We start from the raw sequence: 24,799 nt of genomic DNA, 5'->3' as shown, positions 1-24,799 counted from the left end.
TCTTTTCACCTTTTTCTGGAGTCATTGCCATGCTGTCTCGAATCCGCCGTTGTCTGGCCCTCGCCGCCCTGTGCGGCTTTGCCTCGCTGGCTTCTGCCGCCTACCCCGACAAGCCCATCACGCTGATTGTGCCCTGGGCCGCGGGTGGCTCCACCGATATCCTGGCCCGCGCCCTGGCCGAGCAGCTGACCAAGTCCATGGGCCAGCCGGTCATCGTCGACAACCGCGCCGGGGCCTCGGGCAACATCGGCTCGAACTTTGTCGCCAAGGCCAAGCCTGATGGCTATGTACTCTTGATTGGCTCGATGAGCACCCACGCGATGAACCCGGCGCTGATACCCAACATGCCGTTTCGCGGCGTGGAAGATTTCACGCCCATCGCCCAGATGGCCAACGTGGTCAACACGCTGGTGGTCAATCCCTCGGTGCCGGCCAAGAACGTGAAGGAACTCATTGCCTACGCCCGTGCCCACCCCGGCAAGCTGGCCTATGCCTCGGCCGGCGGTGGCTCCACCAACCACCTGAGCGCCGTGCTGTTTGAGAAGGCCGCCGGCATCGAAATGCTGCACGTTCCCTATCGCGGCGGCGCGCCGGCCGTGATGGACACGGTGGCCGACCAGACCCAGGTGCTGTTCTCTGCCGGCACGCAGACGCTGCCGCATGTAAAGGCCGACAAGCTGCGGCTGCTGGCCGTGACCGAGTCCAAGCGCTCGGCCCTGCTGCCCGACGTTCCCGCGGTGGCCGAGACCTTGCCGGGCTACGAGCTGGGGGTTTGGTACGGCGCCTTTGGTCCGGCCAATATGCCCAAGGACCTGGTGGACAAACTCAACACCGAGATCAACACCGCACTCGCCAACCCCCAGCTGCGTGCCCGCATGGACGCCATGGGCGTCGAGATCGTCAAGGGCAGCGCCGAACAGTTCGCCACCGTGCTGCAGCGCGACGCCGAGCGCTACGGCAAGATCATTCGGGACCTGGGCATCAAGGTTGACTGAGGCCATGGACGACGGTGCGCTGAGCCTGCCGCCCGCAGTCTGCCTGGCGCTGTGCCAGGCACTGCCCCGGGCGCCGGGCCTGGACGAGGCCATGCACATCCTCAACGGCGTGCGGCAGCAACTGTTGGGCGAGGGGCTGCTGACGGTCAACATCGACGCCACGCCGGGTGGCAGCGATGCTGATGGTGAAACCATCGAGCTACAGCGCCTGTGGACTTCCAACCCGCAGGCCTACCCCATCGCCGGCCGCAAACGCAAGGCCATGACACCGTGGACGCGGCAGTTGCTGCAGCGTGGCGAGGTCTTCGTTGGCGAAGGCGGCGCTGCGCTGGCGGAGGTCTTCGATGACCATGCCCGCATCGCGGTCCTGGGCCTGCAAGCGGTGGTCAACGTACCGCTGCTGGACGAGGCGGGTGCCTGTGTTGCCACCTTCAATGTGCTGGGTACGCGGCCCCGCTGGTTGCCGCGCGAGCTGATGCTGGTGCGCCTGCTGGCCGTAGTGGCAACGCCCTGGGTGCTGCGGGTCCGCAGTCGCGTAGTCCTTGAACTCGCGGCGGTTGCCCATTCTTCAGGATAGATCTCGCCGCTGGTCCGCCGCCGCTGCAGCCAGCGCCGTAGCGGTCCAGCCATCCGCCCCCGGGGCCAGTTGCAGGGGATGCGCGTTGGCGAACAACGCGGCGGTGGTCTTGATTTGCAGCAGCGCGGCCAGGGCATGCAACGTACCGCCGTGGGCTACCACCAGCACCGGCCCCGGCAAGGCCAACGCGGTTTGCAAGCCGGCGGCGGTGCGTTCGACGAATTGCGCAAGTGTTTCGCCTTGCACCGGATCGCAGTCCCAGGCCAGTTGCTCGGAAGACGTGCCTATCAGCGCGCCGAAGTTGCGCTCGCGCAGGTCAGGCAGCGGGAGCCGCGTGGCCGTGGGCAGGTGGCGGCTGACGGCCTCTGCGGTTTGCTGGGTGCGCAGCATGTCGCTGAAGGCGATGCTGGTGATCGGTACGCCGGTGGCGGCCAGCGTGTGGCCTGCACGCTCGGCCTGGGCCTGGCCGGTGGCATCCAGCGGTTCTTCTGGTCCCTGGAAGATGCGCAATGCGTTACGGGCCGTCTGGCCGTGGCGCAGGAAATAAAACTGCTGCGCCGCCGGCACCCAGCGGTGTGCGGCGGCGCATTGGCCAAACAGCAGGGCGGGGTTGGCGGGAATGGGCATGGAGATTGCTCTATTGGAATGCCAATTTAGCAATCCCACTTTTCATTTAAATCCGTTTGCGCCGCAAATGCGGCCACCGTTTTCAACGCCAGTGGTGACCGCCACCCCAACCGCGGCTGTAGCCCAGGTTGAGCGACAGGCCGATCGGCGCCACCACGGGCGCGCCGTAGTAGGCCGGATAGGTCGGATAAGCGACAGGGTAGACCGGCGGCGCATAGGCGACCGGGGGGGCGGCGTAGTAGCTGGGCGACGACACCACCACGCCTGGCTCGCTGTAGGCGGGCTGCGCGCCGTAGTCCTGCGCCAGTTGCTGTGGTGCCTGGTAGTTGTCGGATGCCGCACCCACCTGCACCGGCACCCACTGGCCCGGGTCGCTGGCCATGCGCGTGTTGTAGCGGCGGCCGGCGTATTCGTAGGTTACGTCGTAGCCCACGGTGCGGTTTTCGTAGGCGGTCTGCGTGACGCAGTTCTGAACGTTCTGTACCCGGGTGGAGCCATTGGCTTCGACCTGGTTGCCCATTACGGCGCCGCCGAAGACGCCCAGAGCCGTGGCTGCTGCGCGGCCGCTGCCATGCCCGATGGCATTGCCCAGCACGCCGCCGGCCACTGCACCTATCACGGCGCCTGCGCCGGAGGGCTGTGACTGCGTCAGCATGGGCTGTGTGCCGCAGTACTGTTGCGGCACGGCCACTTGTTGCACCACGGGGGTGGTGTTGAGAACCCGGCCCATCTCGCGCGGGCCGGTCTGTGCAGCGGCGCTGCCTGCGGCAAGGGCGACTGCGGTAAATGCCAGGATGGTTTTCATGGACTTTTCCTTACGAGGCGCGGTATGCGCCCTACGTGTCTAGGAGTCTATTCCGGGCTCCCAGGTTCCCTTGCGCCCCCCAAATGAAGGTCTGTAAGCAATCGTGAAAGATGGCTATCCGGCCCGCTGCGCCCAGTCGGCAGCGTCAAAACCTACCGTCACGCTGCCATCCGGCCACTCCACCACCGGGCGACGGATCACGCTGGATTGCTCCAGCATCAGCGCGCGGGCGCCGGCGTCCGTATCGGCGGCGGCCTGGGCCTCGGGCGCCAGCTTGCGCCAGGTCGTGCCGCGGCGGTTGACCAGCGTGGCCGCGCCAACGGTGGACAGCCAGTGGTCCAGCTGCGCCGTGGGCACGCCGTTTTTCTTGAAGTCATGGAAATGGTGATCCAGGCCTTGCGCGCCCAGCCAGGCGCGCGCCTTCTTCACCGTGTCGCAATTGGGAATGCCGTAGAGGGTGGTCATGGGTTGCGATTGTCGCGCGCGCAGGTTTTGTCGCTGGGCGACAATCCCGCTCCTTATGTCTTCCCGCTCCCTTTCTGATTGGCTCGCCCACTGCGAGCGCCTGCATCCCGCCGCCATCGACATGGGCCTGACCCGTGTGCGCGAGGTGGCGCGGCGGCTGGGCCTGGCCTTCCACTGCCCGGTAATCACCGTGGCCGGCACCAACGGCAAGGGTTCGACCTGCGCCATGCTCGAATCCATCGCGCTGCAAGCGGGCTGGAAGACGGGGCTCTTCACCTCACCGCACCTAGTGCATTTCGAGGAGCGCTGCCGCGTGCGTGGCGACATCGTCCAGGCCGAGGCGCTGCTGCCGCACTTCGAGGCGGTGGAAGCCGCGCGGCTGGCCGACGGCGCCGAGGTCTCGCTTAGCTACTTTGAGTTCACCACCCTGGTCATCCTGCGCCTGCTGTCGCTGGCCGAGCTGGACGTGGTCGTGCTGGAAGTCGGCCTGGGCGGCCGGCTGGACGCCACCAACATCGTCGATACCGATTGCGCCGTCATTACCAGCATCGACATCGACCACACGGAATTTCTGGGCACGACGCGTGAGGCCATCGGCTTCGAGAAGGCCGGCATCATGCGGCCAGGCCGGCCTGCGGTGGTCAGCGATCCGGCGCCACCTGCCAGTGTCCTTGCGCATGCCGAGGCGATTGGCGCAGACCTGTGGATCACCGGCCGCGACTTCAATATCTCTGGCGACAAGCAGCAATGGGGCTGGGCGGGGCGTGGGCGTCGATACAGCGGCCTGGCCTATCCAGCGCTGCGCGGTGCCAACCAATTGGTAAATGCCGCTGGCGTGCTGGCGGTGTTCGCGGCGCTGCGCGACCGGCTGCCGGTCACCGCCCAGGCGGTGCGCACCGGTCTGGCACTGGTCGAGCTGCCTGGGCGCTTCCAGATCGTGCCAGGCCAGCCCACGCTGATCCTGGACGTTGCGCACAACCCGCATTCGGTGGCTGCCCTGGCTGAAAACCTCGACGCCATGGGCTTCTATCCTGCCACCCACGCAGTTTTTGGCGCCATGGCCGACAAGGACCTGGGCCCCATGCTGGCCCGCGTCGCGCCGCTGGTGGATCGCTGGTATTTCACCGATCTGCCCACCCCGCGCGCAGAGAGCGCCGCCCACCTGCTCAGCAAGTGGAATGCCCTGCAAATGGTGGCCGGTGGCCGTCGCCAGGTGCATACGGCTGCTTTTGCCAACCCCCAGGCGGCGCTGGACGCTGCTGCGGCCGCGGCAGACCCCGCTGATAGAATCGTGGTCTTTGGATCGTTCTATACCGTGGGCGGTGTGCTGCAGAACGGAATTCCCCGTCTGCAGGCCCGGCATCTCGGATAGCCGAACAGCTCTCGCCTCTCGCATTCAATGGCTTTTTTCAAGTTCAGCTGGCCGGGCCGCAAGGGGCAGGACGACACCAAGGCCGGTGCGCGTACCACGCGCACGCGCCGCGGCGCGCCCCAGGCCGAAAGCGCCGATGCACTGCGTCGCCGCGCACGCCACCGCCTGATAGGCGCCGCCGTGCTGGTGGTTTTGGGCGTCGTCGGCTTCCCGCTGCTGTTCGACACCCAGCCCCGGCCGATCGCGGTCGACATCCCCATCTCCATCCCCGACCGCAACAAGGCGCCAGCTCTGGTGCTGCCCGGTGCGCGCCCGGCATCGGGTGCGATCGATGCGCCTGCCACCGCAAGTGCTGCACCGACGCAAGTCGCATCCGCAGCCAAGACCACGGGTGCGCAGGCGCTGGATGAGGGAGAGGAAGTCATCGAAAGCTCTGCGCCCGTGCCGGAGAAGGCACCCAAGCCCGCGCCCAAGCCGGAGCCTAGGCCAGAGCCCAAACCCGAAGCAAAACCTGAACCCAAGCCGCAGCCCAAGCCTGCCGCCGCGCCCGCAGCGCCGGCCAAGACCGACGATGCCGCGCGCGCACGCGCCCTGCTGGAGGGCCATTCCGCTCCCTCCGCCGTGGTGGCGGCAGCGCCCGCGGCCGGTGCTGCGGCTGAGTCGGCCACGCGCTTTGTGGTGCAGGTCGGAGCTTTCGGCGAGCTGGAAAAGGCCCAGGAAGTCCGTACCAAGCTAGAGCGCAACGGGCTGAAAACCTATGTGCAGTCCGTAGACACCAAGGACGGCAAGCGCCATCGGGTGCGCGTCGGGCCGTTTACACAGCGTAGCGAGGCTGATCACGCGGCCAGCCGGATTCGGGGTCTTGATTTCCCGGCCAGCGTCCTAACGCTGTGAAGCTGCCGCGCGATGGCTGCGGTCGATTGGATTTTCTGTGTAGTGCTGTTGGGTTCGCTGCTGCTGGGTTTCTGGCGCGGCTTGGTGTTCGAGGTGCTGTCGCTGTTCGGCTGGATCGTCGCCTTTGTGCTGGCCCAGTGGTGGGCGCCCACGTTGGCAGAGCATTTGCCGTTTGGTAGCCCAGGCGATTCGGCGCGCTATGCGGCAGGTTTCGTCATCGTATTTGTGGCCGCGGCGTTTGCCTGCGGTTTGGTGGCTTCGCTGATGCGGCGGCTGATCACCACGGTAGGGCTGCGTCCGGTGGATCGCACTTTGGGTGCAGCCTTCGGTTTGGTTCGCGGCATGGTGTTGCTGCTGGCAGCAGCGGTCGTGGTGCATATGACGCCGCTGCACACCAGTCTGTGGTGGCAGCAGTCGCAGGTGGCGCCAGTGCTGCAGTCGGCGCTTGAAAGTCTTAAGCCGGTATTGCCGGACGCGTTTGCCCAATTTCTCTCTCGATAAGGTTTGCTCCCCATGTGTGGAATCGTCGGTGTCGTCAGCAACGCCCCTGTCAACCAGCTGATTTATGACGCCTTGCTGCTGCTGCAGCACCGTGGCCAGGATGCCGCCGGCATCGTCACGGAGCAGAAGCGCAAGTTCTTCATGCACAAGGCCAAGGGTATGGTGCGGGACGTTTTCCGCACCCGCAACATGCGCGCGCTGCCGGGCAATGTCGGCCTGGGCCAGGTGCGCTATCCCACCGCAGGCAACGCCTACAGTGAAGAAGAGGCGCAGCCCTTCTACGTGAATGCGCCCTTCGGCATCGTGCTGGTGCATAACGGCAACCTCACCAACGCCAAGCAATTGCGTGGCGAGCTGTTTTCCACCGACCACCGCCACACCAACACTGAGAGCGACTCGGAAGTGTTGCTCAACGTGTTCGCGCACGAACTGGAGAAAGCCACGCGTGGCCTGCCACTGCAGTCGGAAGAGGTGTTTGCCGCCGTGCGCAACGTGCATGCGCGGGTCAAGGGCTCCTACGCCGTAGTGGCGCTGATCGCCGGTCACGGCCTGCTGGCCTTCCGTGACCCGCATGGCATCCGCCCGCTGTGCCTGGGTCGCAGCCCAGACGGCACGGTCATGGTGGCCAGCGAGTCGGTGGCGCTGGAGGGCTCGGGCTATGTGTTCGAGCGCAACATCGCGCCAGGCGAGGCCGTCTTTGTTGACGGCAAGGGCCAGGTGCATGCGCAGCAATGCGCGTCAGCGCCCCAGCTCAACCCGTGTATCTTCGAATTCGTCTATCTGGCGCGGCCCGACTCCGTGCTGGACGGCATCTCGGTCTATCAGGCGCGCCTCAACTTGGGCGAGTCACTGGCCAAGCGCGTGATCTCCACCGTGCCGCCGAGCGAGATCGATGTAGTGATCCCCATCCCCGAGTCCAGCCGTCCCAGCGCCACGCAACTGGCGCATCTGCTGGGCATTCCGTACCGCGAAGGCTTCGTGAAGAACCGCTACGTCGGCCGCACCTTCATCATGCCGGGGCAGGGCGTTCGCAAGAAGTCCGTGCGCCAGAAGCTCAATGTGATCGGCAGCGAGTTCAAGGGCCGCAATGTGCTGCTGGTGGACGACTCCATCGTGCGCGGCACCACCAGCCGCGAGATCGTGCAGATGGCGCGCGATGCTGGCGCCAAGAAGGTCTACCTGGCCAGCGCCGCGCCGCCGGTGCGCTACCCCAACGTCTATGGCATTGATATGCCCACCAGCACTGAATTGGTGGCGCATGGCCGCACGGTCGAGGAAGTGCGCCAGGTCATCGGCTGCGACGCGCTGATCTACCAGGATGTCGAGGGCATGAAGAAAGCCATCGGCTCGCTCAACCAGCAGATCAACGGCTTCGATGCCTCTTGCTTCGACGGCGTCTATGTGACCGGCGACATCAACGCTGATGACATCCAGCGCATCAACGAGGCCCGCGTCGGCCAGGAAGAGCCCTTCGCTGAAGAGGACACCTCACGCCTTGCGCTGCCCAATGCCCAGGACGCCTGAGTTCGCAGAACACGCTTTTAGATGACACAACGTACCCGTACCCGCTTCGCCCCGTCGCCGACCGGCTTCATCCACCTCGGCAACATTCGCTCCGCGCTCTATCCGTGGGCATTCGCCCGCGCCACCGGCGGCGACTTCATCCTGCGTATCGAAGACACCGACCTTGAGCGCTCCACCCAGGCTGCGGTGGACGTCATCATTGAAGGCATGGCCTGGCTTGGCCTGGACAACGATGAAGGCCCGTTCTACCAAATGCAGCGCATGGACCGCTACAAGGCGGTGCTGGCCGACCTGCAGGCTGCCGGTCACGTCTACCCTTGCTACACGAGCGTGGCCGAGCTCGATGCGCTGCGCGAACAGCAAATGGCAGCCAAGCAAAAGCCGCGCTACGACGGCACCTGGCGCCCAGAGCCCGGCAAGACCTTGCCGCCAGTGCCGGCAGGCGTGCAACCGGTGCTGCGCTTCAAGAACCCGCAAGGTGGTGTGGTGGCCTGGGACGACAAGGTCAAGGGCCGCATCGAGATCGCCAACGACGAGCTGGACGACCTGGTGATTGCGCGCCCCGACGGCACGCCCACCTACAACTTCTGCGTCGTGGTCGACGACATCGACATGGCCATCACCCACGTGATCCGTGGCGACGACCACGTCAACAACACGCCGCGGCAGATCAACATCTTCCAGGCGCTCGGCAAGGAGCCGCCGGTCTACGCCCATCTGCCCACCGTGCTCAACGAGCAGGGCGAGAAGATGAGCAAGCGCAACGGCGCCAAGCCGGTCACGCAGTACCGCGAAGAAGGCTACTTGCCTGATGCGATGGTCAACTACCTGGCCCGCTTGGGCTGGAGCCATGGCGATGACGAGATCTTCTCGCGCGAGCAGTTCCTGCAGTGGTTCAACCTGGACCACTTGGGCCGCAGCGCCGCGCAGTTCGACGAAGCCAAGCTGCGCTGGGTCAACGCCCAGCATATGAAGGCCGCGTCCGACGAAATGCTGGCCGCCCTAGTGGCAGAGCACTTGCGCGCCCGCGGCATCACGGCGGATGAGCGCTTGCCGCGCATCTGCGCGCTGCTCAAGGATCGTTGCGACACCACTGTGGCGCTGGCCGATTGGGCGCAGCGCTTCTATGGAGACGTGCAAGCCTCCCCCGAGGAGCGTGCCCAGCACCTGACCCCGGCAGCCGTGGCCGCCGTTGGCACGCTGGCCGCCAAGCTGGAAAGCTGCGAGTGGAGCAAGCCCGTCATCGCCGCAGCCATCAAGGAAACCCTGGCCGAACACAGCCTGAAGATGCCGCAACTGGCCATGCCAGTGCGTGTGCTGGCCATGGGAACGGCGCATACTCCGTCGGTTGATGCGGTGCTCGAATTGCTCGATCGACAAATTTTGTTGGCACGTTTGAAAAACGTATGAAAAGCTGTCTATAATTCGAGGCTCAGCAGTTGACGACAACTAAAGCGCAAAACGCGATAGGTGTTGAAGGCAGATGGGGGTATAGCTCAGCTGGGAGAGCGCTTGCATGGCATGCAAGAGGTCATCGGTTCGATCCCGTTTACCTCCACCATTTTTGCTGACGGTTAGTTCCAAGGTTTTGACCCTATCGTCTAGAGGCCTAGGACATCACCCTTTCACGGTGAGTACCGGGGTTCGAATCCCCGTAGGGTCGCCAAGTTGTAGCGCTTGGCTCAGGCATGAAAATGCAGGAGCGAAAGCTATCTACCAGGAGTGGTAGTTCAGTTGGTTAGAATACCGGCCTGTCACGCCGGGGGTCGCGGGTTCGAGTCCCGTCCACTCCGCCAAAATTCTTAAGTGAATTCAATGGGTTGCATCAGAAATGATGCAACCCATTGTCATTTCTGGAATTTGATTTCCTTGCTTTTGGGATACGGCTATTCGGCTGGTGTTGCCGTTTTTGTCTTTCGCCGGTCGTAAACCCGCGCGATCATCTTGCCAGGCGCGCCGCACAAAGAAAATGGCCTGAGTTTTGTAGACCCAGGCCATTGATCTGCGTACTGATTCTGGTCGGTGTGAAAGGATTCGAATCCTGCACCCCATGCAGAAGGGGGGCCGCGCGCTGCCACCTAGAACTCTCTATCTAGGGGCCGGCCAAAACTGGACTGGGACACCATTTCCCATCAAAAAAGATAGCGTCCGCCATTGACGCTGAGCGTCTGCCCCGTCACGTAGCTGGCCTCCTTGGACGCGAGATAGGCTACGGCATAGGCAATATCGTCCGGTTGCCCCGCGCGCTTCATCGGCATGTGCTGTGCCACGGCCTCCACGTCGATGGGGCCCTCGCGCACTAGCGGCGTATCGACGAAGCCCGGCGGTACGTGGTTGACGGTGATCCCTTTGTCGGCAAACTCGATCGCGAGGGCTTTGGTGAACCCAATGACGCCACCCTTGGATGCGGCATAGTGCGCCATCGAGGGCGCGCCGCTCTGCGCGGAGGACGAGGATATGTTGACGATTCGTCCCCAGCTTGCCTCTAGCATGTCGGGAACAAACTCCTTCGTCACGAGGAACGGTCCCTTCAGGTTGACCCCGATGATCCGGTCCCACACCTCCTCGCTCAGGCTCGTAAAAGGCACATAACTGCTTATTCCCGCATTGTTGACAAGGATCGTGACCGTGCCGAGCTCCTCACGGGTGCGCGCAGCGGAGGCAGCGACGGCGCTGGCGTCCGCCGCATTGCCCGTCACGGCGATTGCCTTGCCGCCCGCCTTGCGGATGATATCGACCGTTTCCTCTGCTCCTTCGGCGTTCAGATCCCAGACGGCGACGGCAGCACCTTGGGCAGCGAGTACCGTCGCGATGGCCCGACCAATTCCACGCGCGCTGCCTGTGACGACAGCATTTTTTCCTTCGAGTGACATACGGTGTTTATCCTTTTGTGTGACGGTGTTCAGGCGCACGCTTCGATCACGTGCCCAGGGCCTCGCGGGCGGCGCTGCGGGCTGCTACCGCTGCAGGGAATCCCACATAGCCGGATGAGTGATAAATCACTTCGGCGATTTCATCCTCGGTCAGACCATTCGTCAGCGCGATCTTGATGTGGGTGCGCAGCTCAGTCTCGGCATTCAGGGCAATGAGAAGGCTCAGCGTGACCAGGCTGCGGTCGCGGCGACTCAGTCCGTCCCGCGCCCACAACGCTCCCCAGACGCTCACGAGGCCGATCTCGACGAGTTCTTCCCCGAACTTGCCATCGCGCAGGTCGACGTCGCTGTCGGGGAAAACACCAGGCAAGGCCGCACGAAGCGCCGCCAATCCCGCCGTACGCAGATCGGTCGTTGCGTTCGCGCCGGAGGGCGCCTCTTTCTCTACGGTCATGTCTCTTCTCCTATGTTGGACGCGCTATTCATTGCGCAGCAATGCGGACGGAGCGCATCACATTTACCTTTGCTGTTGCCGTAACCAGCGGGCGCGGAACGACTCCGCCTTTACCAGCTCACGGGAAGTTCTTTGATGCCGTAGGCCAGCGAATCGTGCTTGAAACGCAGTTCGGAGAAGGGCACGGCGAGCTTCAGTGTCGGGATGCGGCGCAAGAGCGTTGGATAGACGACCTGCAGCTCGATGCGGGCAAGTTGCTGCCCGATGCATTGGTGCGCACCCCAACCAAAGGCGTGATGGTGACGCGCGTCGCGGGTGATGTCGACCTTGGTGGGGTCGGGGAAGGCAACGGGGTCGAAGTTGGCCGAGGGCAGTGGCGAAACGACACCGTCACCGGCACGGATGATCTGGCCGTTGAACTCGATATCCTCAAGCGCGATGCGTCGTTGCAGTAGGTGCGGGATGGTCAGGTAGCGCAGAAGCTCCTCGACGGCACTGGCGACGATCTTCGGGTCATCGGTTTCGCGCAGCAGCTTCATCTGGTCGGGGTGCTGCAGCAGCAGCGCCGTACCCAGCGAGATCATGTTGGCGCTGGTTTCATGGCCTGCGATCAGCAGTATGACCCCCAATTGCACCGCACCCGCCATGTCGAGGTCACCGGCTTTAACGCGCTGCCCGAGGTCGGACACCACGTCCTCTTCAGGGCTGTCCATCTTCTTTTGCATGAGCTGGCCGATGTATTCGCCAAGGGCCCGCGTCGCGACACGGTGCTCATCAATAGACTTGTCGCTGGCATTGGCGACCTTGGAGTGTTTCTCGAAGAAATCATGGTCCTCATAGGGGACGCCAAGCAGGTCACAGATCATCAGCGACGGCAACGGCAGTGACAGTGTTTCTGCCAGATCGACCGGGTTCGGTCCTGCCAGCATTTTGTCGATCAGATCGTCGGTGGTCTGCTGGATCTTGGGCCGGATTTTCTCCATCCTGTGGCGGGTGAACGAATTCGTCAGCATCCGACGCAGGCGCGCGTGTTCCTCGCCGTCGGAATCAAAGATGGTCTTCGGCCGATCGTGGATGGTCTCGGCAATCGCCCGATTCATGAAGGGAAAGTTGGGAAGATGATCGTTGGCGCTGACACGCGGATCAGACATGATTTTGCGTTGAGCCGCATGCGACAACAGGATCCACGGCGTGCTGCCGTCCCAGATGCGGACCCGAGAGATCTCGACCCCTGCATCATGGAGCGCCCGCAGTTCCGGCGACGGCAGGAAAGGGGCGGAGGGGTCCCTCGGAGTCGGATAGTCGAGAATTTCCTCGGTGTCACTGGCCACGGTGGTATTCATATTTCGTCCTTGTCGATTCAATAGAAAATTCTGCAATCGCGTGTCATTCCTCGATACGAATCGCGAGCGCTGGGCAGACAGCGGCAGCCTGGCGAACGTTCTCGGCCTCTTCTGGCGGAGGGTTCTCGTTCACGAAGACAACGATGCCGTCCTCCTCGCGCTGGTCGAAAACATGGGGCGCGTAGAACACGCACTGCCCCGCAGCGACGCACTTTTCCTGGTCGATAAAAATCTTCATTTCACATCTCCTTGGTATTGCCTCAAGTTCAACCTTGAACACGTTCAGCACTGGGGGCATGGGTCTCCATCGCGTTGACCACATCCTGTCGGTGTTGACGGACCTGCTTTGGCATGTTCCAGCCCAGCACGCCCGTCACGACACCTCCGCTCGTATACCGTGCGACGAACCGGCGCGCCGACGGATCACCCTCGACGATTTCCGCCTGCGCCTCGGCCGTGATCACGCCGAACACCTGAATCTTGGTGTCGAACTGGTCCGTCCAGAAATACGGCACCGGCGCATATGGCGCGTCTTTGCCGAGGATGCCGGCGGCGACAGCTTCGGCCTGCTCGGTGGCATTGGTCCGGTTCTCGAAACGCGTCAGGCGGCCCAGCTTCTCGTGATGCCAGCGCGCCACGTCGCCCACCGCATAGATTCCGTCTGCTGCCCGACACCGGGAATCGCACACGATGCCGTTGTCGATGCGCAGCCCGCTCCTCTCCAGCCAATCGGTCGCGGGTGATGCACCGATGGCGACTACCACCACGTCGGCGGGTAATTCCTTGCCGTTTGCCAAACGCACGCCGGTGACACGTTGGCCATCGCTGCCAAGGCCTGCGACACCGGTGCCCAGGCGCAGGTGGATGCCGTGCTCTTCGTGTACCAGCGCGAGCAGCCCAGAGGCGAGCGGCCCGATCTGCGCGGCCATCGGCGCGGAAAGCGGTCCGACCAGCGTCACGTCCAGCCCCATCGTGCGCGCAGTGGCCGCAATCTCGGAGCCGAGCACGCCTTCGCCCACCACGACCAGCCGCGAGGCCGCGAGTAGTTCAGCGCGAAGCGCCAGCGTATCGTCGAGCGAGCGCAGCACATGCACGCCGGCAAGAGCCTCTTGCTTCGGCAAACGTCGCGCCCTCGCGCCTGTTGCGATCACGATCGCGTCCGCCTCAAAGAGGCGCCCCGATGCCGTCCGCACGCTTCGAGCCTCCACGTCCAGGTCTAGCGCCGCGTCGCCCAGAACTAGATCAACATCGAGAGCAGCCAAGGCCTGCGAGGGGCGCAGCGTTGCTCGTTCCGGTTCCCATGTACCGTGAAGCACTTGTTTGGAGAGCGGCGGACGGTCGTAAGGCACATGTGGCTCATCGCCGACCAGGGTGATCTGCCCCTTGTAGCCGCTTCGCCGCAATGCCTCTGCAGTGCACAGGCCGCCAGCTGATGCACCGACGATTAGTACCCTGTTGGGCGCGATCATCGGGCGACCCCGTCTGTCGCGGCTGTTGCGCGCCATTGTGGCGAACGATCCTCCGGCAAGGCCGCTTCAGCGTTCGCGGTGTCGTCCCGCTCGGGCTTCAGCATTCCGATCAGCACAACGGATGTAAATACCAGCGGGATGAACGTTCCGAAAGCCAAGTGGTAGCTGCCCGTCCGGTCATATACCTCGCCGATGAAGCGCAGAGCCACCACTGCGAAGGGCTGCATGATGATCATCGACGTTCCCATGACCTTGCCGTAGCTTCGCCCACCGAACAGCCATGCTATCAATGTGGCCCAGAGGGGGAACACACCGCCGACCGCAACCCCGAGCAGCGCTACGCTGATCAGCAGAATCACGAATGACGGCTGCAGTATGTAGATGCACATCAGCAGCATGTTCGACCCCGCCACATAGGCGTACAACAGACGCAGATTCACCTTGTCCGATAGGAAGCCGATGGCGAGTTTGCCTCCCACTGCTGAAATGGTTTTCACCGAAATCAGCAGCGCAGTCGTCTTGAGGTCCAAACCCGTATCTTGAAAGAAGGACGCCTGCGATACCAGCACCGCCTGGTCCGTGCCAAACAGCAGCGCGAGGCCGATGGTTAGAAACCAGAAATTCCGGTTGCGCAATAGTTCGCGGTTGCTCCACGAACGCTCCTGCGAGATCCCGGGTTTCGGCTGATTCACCTGCACGGAGGGTGAGAATTCGTCCGCATATCCGGCCTCTGCTGTCGTCGGCCGAGTACGCGCCGTCAGGCTGATCACGGTAAAGAAAATCAACACGGCACCCAGTCCAATCAGGAACAGGGCATCACGCCAGCCGAAGGACTCGATCAGTAAAGCCGTGACCGGCTGGCTGACAAAGCCGCCGAAAGAGGTGCTGAGCGCCAGTATTCCCAAGGCGCGCCCGCGCCGCCTCTGGAACCAGGACACCACCAGGGTGTTGGCGCCTAGGACGCCACAGGTCGCCGCACCGAAAGTAAGTGGCAGAAAGATCAGAGCGAGCATCAGCCACAGCGAGTCGACGCGCGATATGAGCATCAGGGAACCGCCGAAGAGGATGCCACCCACGCTGGATAGCAGCCGGCCCGAATACCTGTCCAGCAAATTCCCAACAATGGGAGCCATCAGCCCGCCGCCCATCAGGAACGCGATCATGCCGCTGTTGAAGTTCGCTCGGGAAATGCCGAACTCCTTCGTCACAGGCATCACGAACATGCCAAAGATATAGGTTGTGAAACCGACTACGACCGCCGCACAGAAGAACGACCCGGCCAGCACGCGCCATCCGCCATAAACCATTCCAAACCGGGTGTTTTTCATGTTTTATTGCTCCCAAATGGATGGTCTCGTTGGGCGCCGGCTTTCAGAGCTTCCGCATCTCCCGTGCCACCGCCGGTCTTGCCGCGTCCTTCCGGCAACTTCACGCTCAGCGTGGTCGTGAAGCCCCACGGGATGCCGAAGCTGGTGTCCGGCTGAGTGATGATGGTCTGGGAGGATTGTTCGCGGATGCTCACGCCTATTGCGGCGAGATGGCGTTCCACCCGGTCAAGGTCGGTGACTTTCCAGGTGATGCCGTAATAGGAATCTAGCGGCGCATGTGTTGCAAGGTCGGCATGGGCGGGCGTGCCGGGGTCAGGGACCGCGTACTCAAGCAAGGCATCGGCAATCAAGACAAAGGTACTGGCGGCGCCCAGTAGCTCGTTGCGGCCCTGATGTACCACTGTGCCACCGAGGGCATCCACGATGAACCGAAGCGCACGCTCGGGCCGACTGGTCAGGATGGTGTGGTGCGCACAGTGCTCGATGCCCAGCGGGTCGTCCGCCTCGACTGGCCCGAGCACCCAGCCCGGCGTGGTCCGGGGATCGAGCGGGAACGGCCCTTCGCGGAAAAACTGGTATTGCAGCCCGGCGTCCTCGGGAACCGTGAAGTAGGTCATGACGCGTCCGCCTCGCGAGAGTGGGGGATCGTCGCCATCCGATATGTTGTTGGTCAGGTCCATGCAGCGAATGCCATGGCGGCGCAACGCGTGATAGAGCTCCTCCACTCCCTCAATGTACCAACCCAAGCCCTTGAGGCTGGGCACCTGCGCGGCTGGATAGCGCTGCACACCGTTGACGAAGTGGAGCTTGGGGTCGACGCTGTCGAAGAACACGTCACGGATGACGGTGAACAGCGAGTACTCCGTGGGGTAATCGGGTGTCGAGGGCAGGATCGCGGTCAACGGCTTGCTTTTTTGCCCGAAGGCGCGTGCAAACCATTGTTCGGCTTGCGTCACGTCAGGCACATGCGCTGTTGGGTGGAACAGCCGCTCGACACGAAAGTCACGCGGCTCCTTGCTGGTGGTGGGGCTTGTCACGGGCCTACTCCATTTCGCTGAGTGCAGCCACTGGGCATGGCGACATGGTGAAGGTTGCGAACTGCGCGGCCCGGCTCTTGCCCATCAGATGAAAGAGCACGCCTCGCCCGGCCGGGTTGAGCAGGAGCTTGCGTGGTTTGCCGGGAACGTTGGAGCCGTAGTAATAGCTGTGCTCCGGCGAAAACGGCGAATAGGCGGCCATGGCGCTGATCATGTTGTTCCACTCATCCTCTGCTGCCTGACTTGGCTCGACGACGTGAAGGCCATGCTCGCGCATGTGGGCCAGCAGCTCCATGGTGAAGTCGACTTGGTCGCCGTTGTAGCGGGGGTTGTTGGCCGCTGCGCCATGTGGTCCGCCGGGGAAGAAGAGATTGGGAAAGCCTGCGGCCTGGAGACCCAGGAAAGTGCTGGGGCCATCCTTCCATGCCTCTTCCAGCGCCACGCCGTTGCGCCCCCGGATGCCCATGCGCTGAAGCGCGCGCGCGAAATCGAAGCCGGTCGCCCAGACGATGATGTCGAACTCCTCCAAGCCGGCGGACGTTTCGATGCCCTTTTCCGTCAGTCGGACGATCGGGGCTTCCTTGAGCGAAACCAGCTTGATATTGGGCTTGTTGAAAGCCTCGTAGAAACCGGTGGCATAAGGTGGCCGCTTCTCTGCGTAGATGTGGTCTTTGGGAATCAGTTTGTCGGCGGTTGCCGGGTCCTTAACGAGGGTGCGGATCTTGCCAGCGATGAATTCGGAAAATTCCTTCCGAAGCTCGCGATTGGTGAAGAAGTCGCTGTAGTTGGTTGTCAACTTCGAGAAGCCGGGGCGGTTCCACAGCTTTTCAAAAAATGCCAGGCGCTGCTCTTGGGTATCGTCGGTAGAGGCACGGTCGTGCGACTGGTGTAGAAATCCGCTGAGACTGGTGTCCAGCGTACGTTTGATCGATTCGTAGTTGGCGCGCAGTTCCTGCTGCTCTTCTTCGGAGATGGGACGGTTGTTAAGCGGCGTGACCCAGTTTGCCGAGCGCTGGTAGACCGTCAGCGATGCCACCTCGTCCGCGATCGCGGGGACGATCTGGACTCCGCTGGAGCCTGAGCCAATCACCGCGACGCGCTTGCCCTTGAAGTCCACGGGAGCGGAGGGCCAGAGTCCCGTGTGATAAGACTCTCCCGCAAACTCCTTGTGGCCTGGCACATCCGGATAGAAGGGCACCGACAGCACGCCGGTTGCAGCGACCAGGTAGCGGGCGATGCGGGTCTTGCCATCGCTGGCCTGCACGATGTAGGTCCCGCTCTTTTCGTCAAACACTGCTGAGGTGACCCGTGCGCCCGGACGGATATGGCGGCGCAGTTCAAACTTGTCGGCAACGTGGTTGAGATAGCGCTCGATCTCAGGTTGCGCGGCGAAATGCTCTGACCAGCGCCATTCATCGTAGAGCTCTTTTGAGAAGAGATAGGCGTAGGTGTAGCTCTCCGAATCGAAGCGCGCTTCCGGGTAGCGGTTCCAGAACCATGTGCCACCGACGCCGTCTCCTGCCTCAAGCAAGACGGCGGTCATGCCGGCATCCAACGCGCGATACAGCTGGTAGAGGCCGGTGATGCCGGCGCCAACGATCAGCATGTCGACCTGGGTTGGGTCGGACGAACCCTGTGCGAGGTGTTTTTTCATGGCAATTTCCTTTCGGGTTCAGAGCGAGTAGGCGAAAACGGCGATGTCGCTGAGCGTCGCGTCATACACGTCGGGAATCGCCTGCATGAAATTGATCTCGGCGGCGTGGAAGGTGCCGTTGACCGTCCGGGCACGTGAAGGCACGCCAGCCGCCTGGAGCTTGCGGTAGTAGGCCAAGCCTTCGTCGCGAAACGGGTCCAGCTCGTTCACCGAGATGGCATGGGGTGGCAGTCCTTCCAGATCAGCCTGACTTGCGTGGTAGGGCCACGCCAGCGGATTGGTGGCGTTCTTCCCGTCCGGGTCATAGGCAATGGCGGTCGCCGCCACTACGGCCAGCGGCGTATAAAGGTCGTCGTTCTCGTAGAGGGACTGCAGCTCGGGCGGTTTGTTGGTATAGGCGTTGGAGATGTAGGGGCACAGGGCATAGACGCCGTCTACCTCATGCACTCGCCCTTCGCGCTTGGCTTTGAGCGCGGTCGCCAGGCCGAGGTTGGCGCCGCCAGAATCACCGGAGATGACGAGCTTGGAAATACCCAGCTTGGTCTTGTTTGTGTTCACCCACGCCAGCGCAGAGGAGACGTCGTTCAGTCCGGCGGGAAAAGGGTGCACGCCCAGCCGCCCCGTGGCGTTGCGGAATTCGACGCCGATGACGACCAGCTTCTTGGTGGCCAGATCGTCGCGCCAGCGGGTGTAGAGCGGGCCTTCGGCATCGAGGATGCACATGCCGCCGCCGTGCAGGTGCAGTACTGCAGGCATCGGGCCCTCGACGTCATCCGGCTGGTGAATGAACAGGGCGATTTCGTTGCCGTCCACGCCCGTGATCTTCTCGACGGTGGTGGTCACGCCTTCTATCGGTGGCATACCGGCGACCGAGGCCGCCAGAAACGGGACGGATCCGGCCTCGGCAGCCTTGAGGTATTCGCGAATGCCTTCGAGTGGCGTGCTGCCGGTGATATGGACTTGCGGCGCGCCGTCCATTTGCGCCGCGCTCAGCGCGGCGATTAGGCGCCGATCGGTGCGCAGATCGTCCCGGATCAGGAGATCGGGATTACCCAGCTTGCCAGGGCGGTGTAGTTGGATGTCTGTCATGTCGTCGTTCTCCAAGAGGTTTGCGTTGCACTGCAAAAGTGGGCGAAGCCGTCCCGGCAAAAATCAAATGTGAGATCAGGCGGTCGAACCGCCGTCGACGGGAATCGCCACGCCCGTCATGAAGCTAGATGCGTCCGACGCGAGGAACAGCGCCATGTGCGCCATGTCCTCCGGGCTTCCCATGCGCCGCAGCGGTACGGACGCCGAGATTTGCTCAAGCGAGGCCTTGACGATCCCGTCCGCGATGTCGCGCCGCAGCGCCGGTGTGTCGGTCGCACCCGGGCAGATCGCGTTCACCCGTATGCCTTCGGGGGCCAGCAGCTGCGCGATCGACTTCACGTACTGGATCAGGGCCGCTTTGCTGGCTGAATAGGTCGGGAAGAACGACACGGCCTTCAGGCCAGCAATAGATGAGGTGCAGATCACCGACGCGGAAGATGATTTCCTCAGTAGCGGCAAGAGCCGCTTGGTCAGGATCATCGGCACCCAGACGTTGATCGTCATGCAGGTGTTGAAGCTCTCGGCGTCGTAGTCGAAACCGGGCGGCGCCGGCAGGCCGGCATGGTTGAACAGAATGTCCAACACCGTGTGGTCGCGCAGAAAGGTCTCGACGAAGGCATTGAGCGCGTCTTGGTCGAGCAGGTCTACCTCGTGTGCTTCGGCCGCGCCGCCCGCACGGCGAATCTCGGCCGCAGCCTCTTCGGCTGCCACACCATTGCGGTCAACGATGATGACATGTGCACCCTGTGTAGCAAAAAGCAGCGCAGAAGCGCGGCCCATCCCGGAAGCCCCGCCAGTAATCAATGCCTTCCTACCTGCAAGTGAGATGGTATTGCTGAATTGATTCATATTAAATCTTATATGATATTTTCAATATTCCGCCTCAAGCCATAATATATTGCTTGCTGCATATCGAATGTTCCATGATTGAAATTTGTTAGAGCGAATAAATTTATGAAATTACACCGTTCTGAAATTCTTCGCGCAGTAAATAAGGCTTTGCCGGAAATTTTTTGAAATCTCAAAGAAAAAGTATCCCTAAAATACCGCATACAGGCTGAACAATGCATTAAGAGAGTGCCCCTCGTTCTTGAAGTACTGAAAGCTGGGGTTGTCCGAGTAACCAGCTCCGAAAGTTGCATAGAGGCCTGATCTTACGTAGTACGTATAGGATGCCGTAATGCTATTCGAGGCCTTGTTTGCAAAGAAGTTTGTGCGCGAAGAAAATGAATTAATGACGTTCTGCGCATATTTGCTTGTCTTGTTGTGGAGGGCAACAACAGACAGGAAGTCAGAGGGCCTATTTTCGAACGGACCAAACCAGTAAGAGCGCGCTTCATAATACTGAGTGGAGCTTGCCACCTTCGGGTCGCCGTACATGAAGCTACCGCCGATATACATGCCTCTATGGGCGCTGCCCTGCGAAGCCAGCGGTTGCGTCAGTTGGTAGTCACCAAGAATGTAGAGTCCGGTTGCGCCATTCTTTGTCGCGGTAGACGTTTCCAGCAGGCGACTGTAGTCCTTGAACTCAGAGGTGTTGTGCATGACCCCTGCACGCAGCCATGCAAACGGAATGCCGGGCTTGGACGGCCGCTTGTAGCCAAGCTCGTTTGTATAAAGCACGCCAGTTCCAGGAACCGAAGAGTTGAAATCGAGACCGGATGGGTTCAGTTTAATTTCATCATAAAGAGTGTTACCCGTAGGCCCTCTGACTGGTGTGCTGCGCTGAATGCCGGTCTGCGCGTAGAACTTATCAGTCACACGCCATGTAGCGCGAAAGTTTGGGGTCGCGATGTTGTTGCTGGTGGTGCCGAAAATCACCGGCATAGACGCGGAAGGGCCAAATGGGTTGACCACCAAGCCGCCAACGGTGGTGCCGGCGAACTCAGGCATTGTTGGAAAATATCCAGCCTTGAGTTCAACTTTCTTATCGAAAATAGTCTGAAACCAGGATATACCGTTGATGCGGGCCGTATTGGCGCTGTACTGCTGGTCTGAGGAGACTCCAAAATTCGTGGCAACGGCAATTTGCCCATCAGGAACGCCGTATTGACTCATGTCATACGTCAAAAATGCAGTGCCGGCAAATTTGATGCCAGGTCGTTGGCCGAAGTATGAGCGACCACCTGCGCAGTTGTAGCCGTTGTTACTCGGTCCGCATGACGCATAGCCTTCCGATGGAATTTTGCTGGGTGTATTGAGCAGGTTAGCCTGAGCTATCGAAACGCCTTGAATCTGGAAGCCAAAGCCGTGCTCTGCCAACTTGGTTCGCCAATGGCCATCGTCGTTGGTCAAGGTATTTCCATAAGAGGGAAATGAAGTAATCCACCCCTTGTAGCCATACTTCGCATCCAGGGCGCGGGCACGTGCGGCGGAGTCCATTGACGATGCTGCATCGGACGTGTCCGAGGGCTCCGCCGCCCGAACTTGGTCAGCGCTCATGACAAACGTGCTCAGTACGAGCGCGCAAGGCACGAAAATTCGGCGTTGAAAGCGCTGGGCTTTTCCGCATGCGGATGGTCGACTGCCGGCAGCGTCTCTGCCTTGAGTGGCAAGTACTACTCCGCAATTGACGACCTGGTCCATGACCGTGCCCTCTGCTGTGGGGGCAGCTGGCCCGAAGGGCCAAGTGGTAGGTACCTTACTGGTCTTCATCTTCACTTGTTGTCTCCTTTGGCGCGTGCCACGTTGGGTTAACGTCCTCTTATGTTCATCGCCTCGGATCTGTGTGATTGATGAATCATGAATCACAGATCTCGAGCGCCATTGGACACCCGTTCATTCCGTCGGTGACCCAGGGAGAACCCGAGTTTTGACGGATGTTGGTTTGATGGATCGGCCGTGTCTCGGCTGCCTCCGGGTGGGCCCAATTTGCGAGGCGGATCCTGGTGAGGTGCCGCTTCCTTGCGGGCCTCAACGAAGCATTCGATGGGTGCCCAAACATTCCGAGGACGGGGAGTTCAGCGTCGCCGAAATGCTTGAACACGAGCGGCGGCAGTTGATGCGGACGCCTTGCGTCTCGATGGCTAAGTCGAGGCGATGGCCCGAGTCAGCGGCTCCTGCCTCGTGTCGGCGGCATGCCATGGCTACTCGATGCGGTGCGAGCCGGTGGGGCAGGTCGTTTGCACGCACCTGTACTGGCTTGCACACGTCACGGCCTATTTTGGGGAGCACCTCCGGGCTCGCGGGCGGAGGAGTAAGTAAGCATTGGGAGCCGCTTCGCCCGTGTGGCCCCGGCGCTGTGCCAACTGCTGCAGCATGACCTCGGGGGCAAGGACGCCGATCCAACCATTGCCCATCAAGTAAAGAAGGGCGGAGCCAGATATTTTTCTAGGACGAGTCGGGGCGGGGAGAGGCGTGCTAACGCAGTGCTGGGCTGTCAGCAGCGAGCGTCAAAATCTTGGGCCAGCGCCGGTCGATCTCTGCGGCTTCGGCGGTGAATACCGAACGAAGCGGCGATCGAAGTGCAACGTTACGGGCTTTCTGACTTTGAGCTGGGGGGGCGGCGTTTTGTTGCTGAAGCTTGCCCCTTCAGCCCGAAGAGGACGAACTTCATGTAGGTGTTGACCACGTCATTCGGAATCTCGATGGGCTTACCGTCCTCTGTCGCATACCGCTGGGCCAGGTAGCTGCGGGCCGCCATCAGCATATAGGCGACGACCTCCAGTTCGGCTTCCGAATAGCCAATGAAATCCCCGTTGCTCAGCGCTTTATTCAGGAACCGGATATAGCCCGTCGAGACGGTCTTGAAGTGCTGTTCATACCCTAGGGGCGCAAAGCTCTCAGCCTCGTTGAGGATCCGAGAGAAGTGTGGCGTTTGCTTGATGAAAGAGAAGAAGGCGCGGAAGCTGCGCTCCTCTAGCTCTGCAAACTCGCCGCGTCCGCTCGCCTTCTTCCTCACATGCGAAATCATGTGCTCACCCACATCGGGCAGCAACTTGTCCAGGATGTCCTGGCGCGACTTGAAGTGGTTGTAGAAGGTGCCCTGCGCCACACCAGCGCGTTGCGTGATCATCGTGATGGAGGCGTCGGCGTAGCCCAATTCTCCGACCACTTCGGCCGCCGACCGAAGTAGCGCCTCACGGATCAGTTCGGATTTTTCAGATCGACTGCCGGCATCACGCCAGGATGCTGTCTCTGAACGCAGCGCACTCTTCTTCATATCAGCCTCGAGAAAACGAAGGAACGTCAATCCCGCCAGCCTTGGCCCGGCTCCATCCACCGATTGACTTGAGGTTTATACGCTACCACGGTTGCGATCGACGAGTCATCAGTCACTGCATAAGACGGGGCGAGTGCGCGCCTGCACTTTGACGGTGGAGCGCGACGATGTCAGTGCGGGCGGAGATCCGGCCCATTCCACGCAAACCAGCAGACCCCGGTGTTTACCCGCGAACCCTCACTTCGCGCTTGACGCTGTTCCGTGCGCGCACCTAGTATACGAACCATGAACCGTCATTCATATTTGGCGCAGGGCATCAAGCTGCGTAGTGGCGGTGCATGGCCTGCGGCCACGTTCGTCGATCAAGGCATCTGCGCCCCTGGCGCTTCTGGAGACAAAAATGAAAATTCGGTCCTTCGGCAGATTCATCGCCGCGGCAGCCTTTGGCGTCATCCTGTGCCCGCATGCAGTCCTGGCGCAGGAGAGCATCAAGATCGGCATGACGTCGGCGCTCACGGGTCCGTACAACGAGTACGGTGAAGGCGCAAAGCGCGGTGTGGATCTCGCCATTGCCAAATGGAATGCGTTGGGTGGCATCAACGGCAAGAAGGTCGAGCTGGCGATGGCGCTGGACGACCAGTTGGTGCCGGACCGTGCAGTCCAGAACATGCGCAAGCTGCTCGACAACAAGGATCTCGTGGGCTTCATCGGTCCTGCCGGAAGCGGCCCCACGCTGGCGGTGATCGCCATGGCCGCCTCAGACGGCCGGCCGTATATGAACCCTGTCGCGCAGTCGCCCACCGTGGTCTATCCCAGCAGTGGCAACGGCAGGCCGAGCTCGAATGTTTTCTCGTTCGCACTGCAAAACGACATCGAGGCCAGGGTTCTCGCGACCTACGCTGGCAAGCGATTCAAAAAGGTGGGCCTGATACACGAGAGCACGGCCTACGGCTCTGGCGGTGCCGACCTGATCGGCAAGGAACTCAAGGCACAGGGCGGCGCACAAGTCGTTGCGCTCGAGAGCTACAACCAGCGTGCGCAGGACATGACGGCGCAGGTCGCCAAGCTGCAGCGCGCCGATGCGGATGTGGTCATGTGCGTGGGCCTTGGTGCTGACCTCGCCGTGGTGCGAAGGACCATGGCGCGGCTGAACTTCAATGTCCCTCTGGTGGCGTCCAACGGCGCACTGTCGATCCCCTATCAGGAAGGCGCGGGAGACCTGGTCGTTGGTACGCGCGGCACGATGATCGGCGTCTTCGGCGAAGAACCGATGAACCCGGCCGCCAAGGAGTTTGCGGACGCCTACAAAGCCAAGTTCGGTGCGGACCGCTGGTGGGGAACGAACCCCGCTCGGCCCCAGGTCTTCATGGCGTTGTCGGTCTCCAATGCCTACGACGCAGCCAATGTGCTGTTGGAAGGCATCAAACGCGCCAATTCGAGCGATCCGGTTGCGATCAACAAGGCGATTGAAGGCATCAACGGACTCAGGGGCGTGAACGCCAGCTACTCGTTCTCCGCAACCAAGCACCACGCGGTCACGGAGCAGGACGTCGCCGTTTTCGAGTACGTCAAGGTCGGCGACAAGCCCCAGTTGCGCATCGCCAAAGACTGAGCGGGCGAGGGCATCCGA

At 61.9% G+C, this 24,799-nt stretch carries 24 protein-coding genes and 3 tRNA genes; 11 read left to right on the top strand and 16 right to left on the bottom strand.

From position 1 onward, the window contains the following. Window positions 1–29 precede the first annotated feature (29 nt). Complete coding sequence (locus tag AAFF27_20645) at window positions 30–995, top strand: tripartite tricarboxylate transporter substrate binding protein (protein XAH22403.1); 966 nt, start codon at window positions 30–32, stop codon at window positions 993–995. Window positions 996–999: 4 nt separating this feature from the next. Beyond that, window positions 1,000–1,572, top strand: a complete 573-nt coding sequence (locus tag AAFF27_20640) for a GAF domain-containing protein (protein XAH22402.1) — start codon at window positions 1,000–1,002, stop codon at window positions 1,570–1,572. On the opposite strand, the gene AAFF27_20635 is transcribed toward AAFF27_20640, so the two are convergent. The 3 genes from AAFF27_20635 to AAFF27_20625 form a co-directional block, all read right to left on the bottom strand. Beyond that, complete coding sequence (locus tag AAFF27_20635) at window positions 1,564–2,199, bottom strand: histidine phosphatase family protein (GenBank protein XAH22401.1); 636 nt, start codon at window positions 2,197–2,199, stop codon at window positions 1,564–1,566. The two genes, AAFF27_20640 and AAFF27_20635, sit on opposite strands and share 9 nt — an antisense overlap. Window positions 2,200–2,281: 82 nt before the next feature. After that, a complete protein-coding gene (locus AAFF27_20630; protein ID XAH22400.1) occupies window positions 2,282–3,004 on the bottom strand; it encodes a glycine zipper 2TM domain-containing protein in 723 nt (240 codons plus the stop codon). 114 nt (window positions 3,005–3,118) lie between these two features. Then, a complete protein-coding gene (locus AAFF27_20625) occupies window positions 3,119–3,469 on the bottom strand; it encodes an arsenate reductase (protein XAH22399.1) in 351 nt (116 codons plus the stop codon). A gap of 55 nt (window positions 3,470–3,524) precedes the next feature. On the opposite strand from AAFF27_20625, the gene folC reads away from it, so the two are divergent. The 8 genes from folC (at window position 3,525) to AAFF27_20585 (ending at window position 9,556) form a co-directional block, all read left to right on the top strand. Beyond that, window positions 3,525–4,841, top strand: a complete 1,317-nt coding sequence (gene folC, locus AAFF27_20620) for a bifunctional tetrahydrofolate synthase/dihydrofolate synthase (protein XAH22398.1) — start codon at window positions 3,525–3,527, stop codon at window positions 4,839–4,841. Window positions 4,842–4,868: 27 nt separating this feature from the next. Beyond that, a complete protein-coding gene (locus tag AAFF27_20615) occupies window positions 4,869–5,735 on the top strand; it encodes an SPOR domain-containing protein (protein XAH22397.1) in 867 nt (288 codons plus the stop codon). Between the two features lie 12 nt (window positions 5,736–5,747). Next, window positions 5,748–6,236: a CvpA family protein gene (locus tag AAFF27_20610; protein ID XAH22396.1), complete on the top strand. Its 489-nt coding sequence runs from the start codon at window positions 5,748–5,750 to the stop codon at window positions 6,234–6,236. Window positions 6,237–6,248: 12 nt separating this feature from the next. Next, a complete protein-coding gene (gene purF / locus AAFF27_20605) occupies window positions 6,249–7,760 on the top strand; it encodes an amidophosphoribosyltransferase (protein ID XAH22395.1) in 1,512 nt (503 codons plus the stop codon). A gap of 21 nt (window positions 7,761–7,781) precedes the next feature. Further along, on the top strand, window positions 7,782–9,170 hold the full coding sequence (gene gltX / locus AAFF27_20600) for a glutamate--tRNA ligase (GenBank protein ID XAH22394.1): 1,389 nt from the start codon (window positions 7,782–7,784) through the stop codon (window positions 9,168–9,170). 75 nt (window positions 9,171–9,245) lie between these two features. Further along, window positions 9,246–9,321: transfer RNA gene (locus AAFF27_20595), tRNA-Ala, on the top strand. A 29-nt stretch (window positions 9,322–9,350) separates the two neighbouring features. Further along, window positions 9,351–9,426 (top strand) — tRNA-Glu (locus AAFF27_20590). Window positions 9,427–9,479: 53 nt separating this feature from the next. Then, a tRNA-Asp gene (locus AAFF27_20585) sits at window positions 9,480–9,556 on the top strand. A gap of 16 nt (window positions 9,557–9,572) precedes the next feature. On the opposite strand, the gene AAFF27_20580 is transcribed toward AAFF27_20585, so the two are convergent. From AAFF27_20580 to AAFF27_20520, 13 genes are all read right to left on the bottom strand, one after another. Then, entirely contained in the window at window positions 9,573–9,758 is a 186-nt protein-coding gene (locus AAFF27_20580) for a hypothetical protein (GenBank protein XAH22393.1), read from the bottom strand. Between the two features lie 134 nt (window positions 9,759–9,892). Continuing rightward, window positions 9,893–10,633, bottom strand: a complete 741-nt coding sequence (locus AAFF27_20575; protein XAH22392.1) for a 3-oxoacyl-ACP reductase family protein — start codon at window positions 10,631–10,633, stop codon at window positions 9,893–9,895. A gap of 46 nt (window positions 10,634–10,679) precedes the next feature. Then, window positions 10,680–11,087, bottom strand: a complete 408-nt coding sequence (locus AAFF27_20570) for a carboxymuconolactone decarboxylase family protein (GenBank protein XAH22391.1) — start codon at window positions 11,085–11,087, stop codon at window positions 10,680–10,682. A 110-nt stretch (window positions 11,088–11,197) separates the two neighbouring features. Then, window positions 11,198–12,430 carry a cytochrome P450 gene (locus AAFF27_20565; GenBank protein XAH22390.1) on the bottom strand — a complete coding sequence of 411 codons (1,233 nt, stop codon included), beginning with the start codon at window positions 12,428–12,430 and terminating at the stop codon, window positions 11,198–11,200. Between the two features lie 43 nt (window positions 12,431–12,473). Beyond that, window positions 12,474–12,668 carry a ferredoxin gene (locus AAFF27_20560; GenBank protein ID XAH22389.1) on the bottom strand — a complete coding sequence of 65 codons (195 nt, stop codon included), beginning with the start codon at window positions 12,666–12,668 and terminating at the stop codon, window positions 12,474–12,476. 28 nt (window positions 12,669–12,696) lie between these two features. Beyond that, the gene (locus tag AAFF27_20555) at window positions 12,697–13,899 is read right to left on the bottom strand and encodes an FAD-dependent oxidoreductase (protein XAH22388.1); all 1,203 of its coding nucleotides are present in this window, start codon (window positions 13,897–13,899) and stop codon (window positions 12,697–12,699) included. Continuing rightward, complete coding sequence (locus tag AAFF27_20550; protein ID XAH22387.1) at window positions 13,896–15,227, bottom strand: MFS transporter; 1,332 nt, start codon at window positions 15,225–15,227, stop codon at window positions 13,896–13,898. The genes AAFF27_20555 and AAFF27_20550 overlap by 4 nt, the downstream gene beginning before the upstream one ends. Further along, window positions 15,224–16,264: a hypothetical protein gene (locus tag AAFF27_20545; protein ID XAH22386.1), complete on the bottom strand. Its 1,041-nt coding sequence runs from the start codon at window positions 16,262–16,264 to the stop codon at window positions 15,224–15,226. The genes AAFF27_20550 and AAFF27_20545 overlap by 4 nt, the downstream gene beginning before the upstream one ends. Before the next feature lie 4 nt (window positions 16,265–16,268). Beyond that, entirely contained in the window at window positions 16,269–17,918 is a 1,650-nt protein-coding gene (locus tag AAFF27_20540; GenBank protein ID XAH22385.1) for an NAD(P)/FAD-dependent oxidoreductase, read from the bottom strand. Between the two features lie 18 nt (window positions 17,919–17,936). Beyond that, the gene (locus tag AAFF27_20535) at window positions 17,937–19,007 is read right to left on the bottom strand and encodes an alpha/beta hydrolase (protein ID XAH22384.1); all 1,071 of its coding nucleotides are present in this window, start codon (window positions 19,005–19,007) and stop codon (window positions 17,937–17,939) included. Window positions 19,008–19,082: 75 nt separating this feature from the next. Next, window positions 19,083–19,856, bottom strand: coding sequence for an SDR family oxidoreductase (locus AAFF27_20530; GenBank protein ID XAH22383.1), 774 nt, complete (start codon window positions 19,854–19,856; stop codon window positions 19,083–19,085). Window positions 19,857–20,045: 189 nt separating this feature from the next. Further along, complete coding sequence (locus AAFF27_20525; GenBank protein ID XAH22382.1) at window positions 20,046–21,449, bottom strand: carbohydrate porin; 1,404 nt, start codon at window positions 21,447–21,449, stop codon at window positions 20,046–20,048. A gap of 1,030 nt (window positions 21,450–22,479) precedes the next feature. Beyond that, on the bottom strand, window positions 22,480–23,199 hold the full coding sequence (locus AAFF27_20520) for a TetR/AcrR family transcriptional regulator (GenBank protein XAH22381.1): 720 nt from the start codon (window positions 23,197–23,199) through the stop codon (window positions 22,480–22,482). Window positions 23,200–23,569: 370 nt separating this feature from the next. Between AAFF27_20520 and AAFF27_20515 the strand changes: the two genes are divergently transcribed. Next, entirely contained in the window at window positions 23,570–24,781 is a 1,212-nt protein-coding gene (locus tag AAFF27_20515) for an ABC transporter substrate-binding protein (protein ID XAH22380.1), read from the top strand. The last annotated feature ends 18 nt before the right edge of the window (window positions 24,782–24,799 follow it).

Source organism: Xylophilus sp. GW821-FHT01B05 (assembly GCA_038961845.1).
In the GTDB taxonomy this organism is placed as follows: domain Bacteria; phylum Pseudomonadota; class Gammaproteobacteria; order Burkholderiales; family Burkholderiaceae_C; genus Xylophilus.
Note: the sequence above shows the minus strand (reverse complement) of the source record. Positions and strands in the feature narration are given on the sequence as shown.

Excerpts from the sequence above, each read along its gene's own strand:
- AAFF27_20645 (XAH22403.1), top strand. The coding sequence starts at position 30 with ATGCTGTCTCGAATCCGCCGTTGTCTGGCCCTCGCCGCCCTGTGCGGC.
- AAFF27_20640 (XAH22402.1), top strand. The coding sequence starts at position 1,000 with ATGGACGACGGTGCGCTGAGCCTGCCGCCCGCAGTCTGCCTGGCGCTG.
- AAFF27_20635 (XAH22401.1), bottom strand. The coding sequence starts at position 2,199 with ATGCCCATTCCCGCCAACCCCGCCCTGCTGTTTGGCCAATGCGCCGCC.
- AAFF27_20630 (XAH22400.1), bottom strand. The coding sequence starts at position 3,004 with ATGAAAACCATCCTGGCATTTACCGCAGTCGCCCTTGCCGCAGGCAGC.
- AAFF27_20625 (XAH22399.1), bottom strand. The coding sequence starts at position 3,469 with ATGACCACCCTCTACGGCATTCCCAATTGCGACACGGTGAAGAAGGCG.
- folC (XAH22398.1), top strand. The coding sequence starts at position 3,525 with ATGTCTTCCCGCTCCCTTTCTGATTGGCTCGCCCACTGCGAGCGCCTG.
- AAFF27_20615 (XAH22397.1), top strand. The coding sequence starts at position 4,869 with ATGGCTTTTTTCAAGTTCAGCTGGCCGGGCCGCAAGGGGCAGGACGAC.
- AAFF27_20610 (XAH22396.1), top strand. The coding sequence starts at position 5,748 with ATGGCTGCGGTCGATTGGATTTTCTGTGTAGTGCTGTTGGGTTCGCTG.
- purF (XAH22395.1), top strand. The coding sequence starts at position 6,249 with ATGTGTGGAATCGTCGGTGTCGTCAGCAACGCCCCTGTCAACCAGCTG.
- gltX (XAH22394.1), top strand. The coding sequence starts at position 7,782 with ATGACACAACGTACCCGTACCCGCTTCGCCCCGTCGCCGACCGGCTTC.
- AAFF27_20580 (XAH22393.1), bottom strand. The coding sequence starts at position 9,758 with ATGGCCTGGGTCTACAAAACTCAGGCCATTTTCTTTGTGCGGCGCGCC.
- AAFF27_20575 (XAH22392.1), bottom strand. The coding sequence starts at position 10,633 with ATGTCACTCGAAGGAAAAAATGCTGTCGTCACAGGCAGCGCGCGTGGA.
- AAFF27_20570 (XAH22391.1), bottom strand. The coding sequence starts at position 11,087 with ATGACCGTAGAGAAAGAGGCGCCCTCCGGCGCGAACGCAACGACCGAT.
- AAFF27_20565 (XAH22390.1), bottom strand. The coding sequence starts at position 12,430 with ATGAATACCACCGTGGCCAGTGACACCGAGGAAATTCTCGACTATCCG.
- AAFF27_20560 (XAH22389.1), bottom strand. The coding sequence starts at position 12,668 with ATGAAGATTTTTATCGACCAGGAAAAGTGCGTCGCTGCGGGGCAGTGC.
- AAFF27_20555 (XAH22388.1), bottom strand. The coding sequence starts at position 13,899 with ATGATCGCGCCCAACAGGGTACTAATCGTCGGTGCATCAGCTGGCGGC.
- AAFF27_20550 (XAH22387.1), bottom strand. The coding sequence starts at position 15,227 with ATGAAAAACACCCGGTTTGGAATGGTTTATGGCGGATGGCGCGTGCTG.
- AAFF27_20540 (XAH22385.1), bottom strand. The coding sequence starts at position 17,918 with ATGAAAAAACACCTCGCACAGGGTTCGTCCGACCCAACCCAGGTCGAC.
- AAFF27_20535 (XAH22384.1), bottom strand. The coding sequence starts at position 19,007 with ATGACAGACATCCAACTACACCGCCCTGGCAAGCTGGGTAATCCCGAT.
- AAFF27_20530 (XAH22383.1), bottom strand. The coding sequence starts at position 19,856 with ATGAATCAATTCAGCAATACCATCTCACTTGCAGGTAGGAAGGCATTG.
- AAFF27_20525 (XAH22382.1), bottom strand. The coding sequence starts at position 21,449 with ATGAGCGCTGACCAAGTTCGGGCGGCGGAGCCCTCGGACACGTCCGAT.
- AAFF27_20515 (XAH22380.1), top strand. The coding sequence starts at position 23,570 with ATGAAAATTCGGTCCTTCGGCAGATTCATCGCCGCGGCAGCCTTTGGC.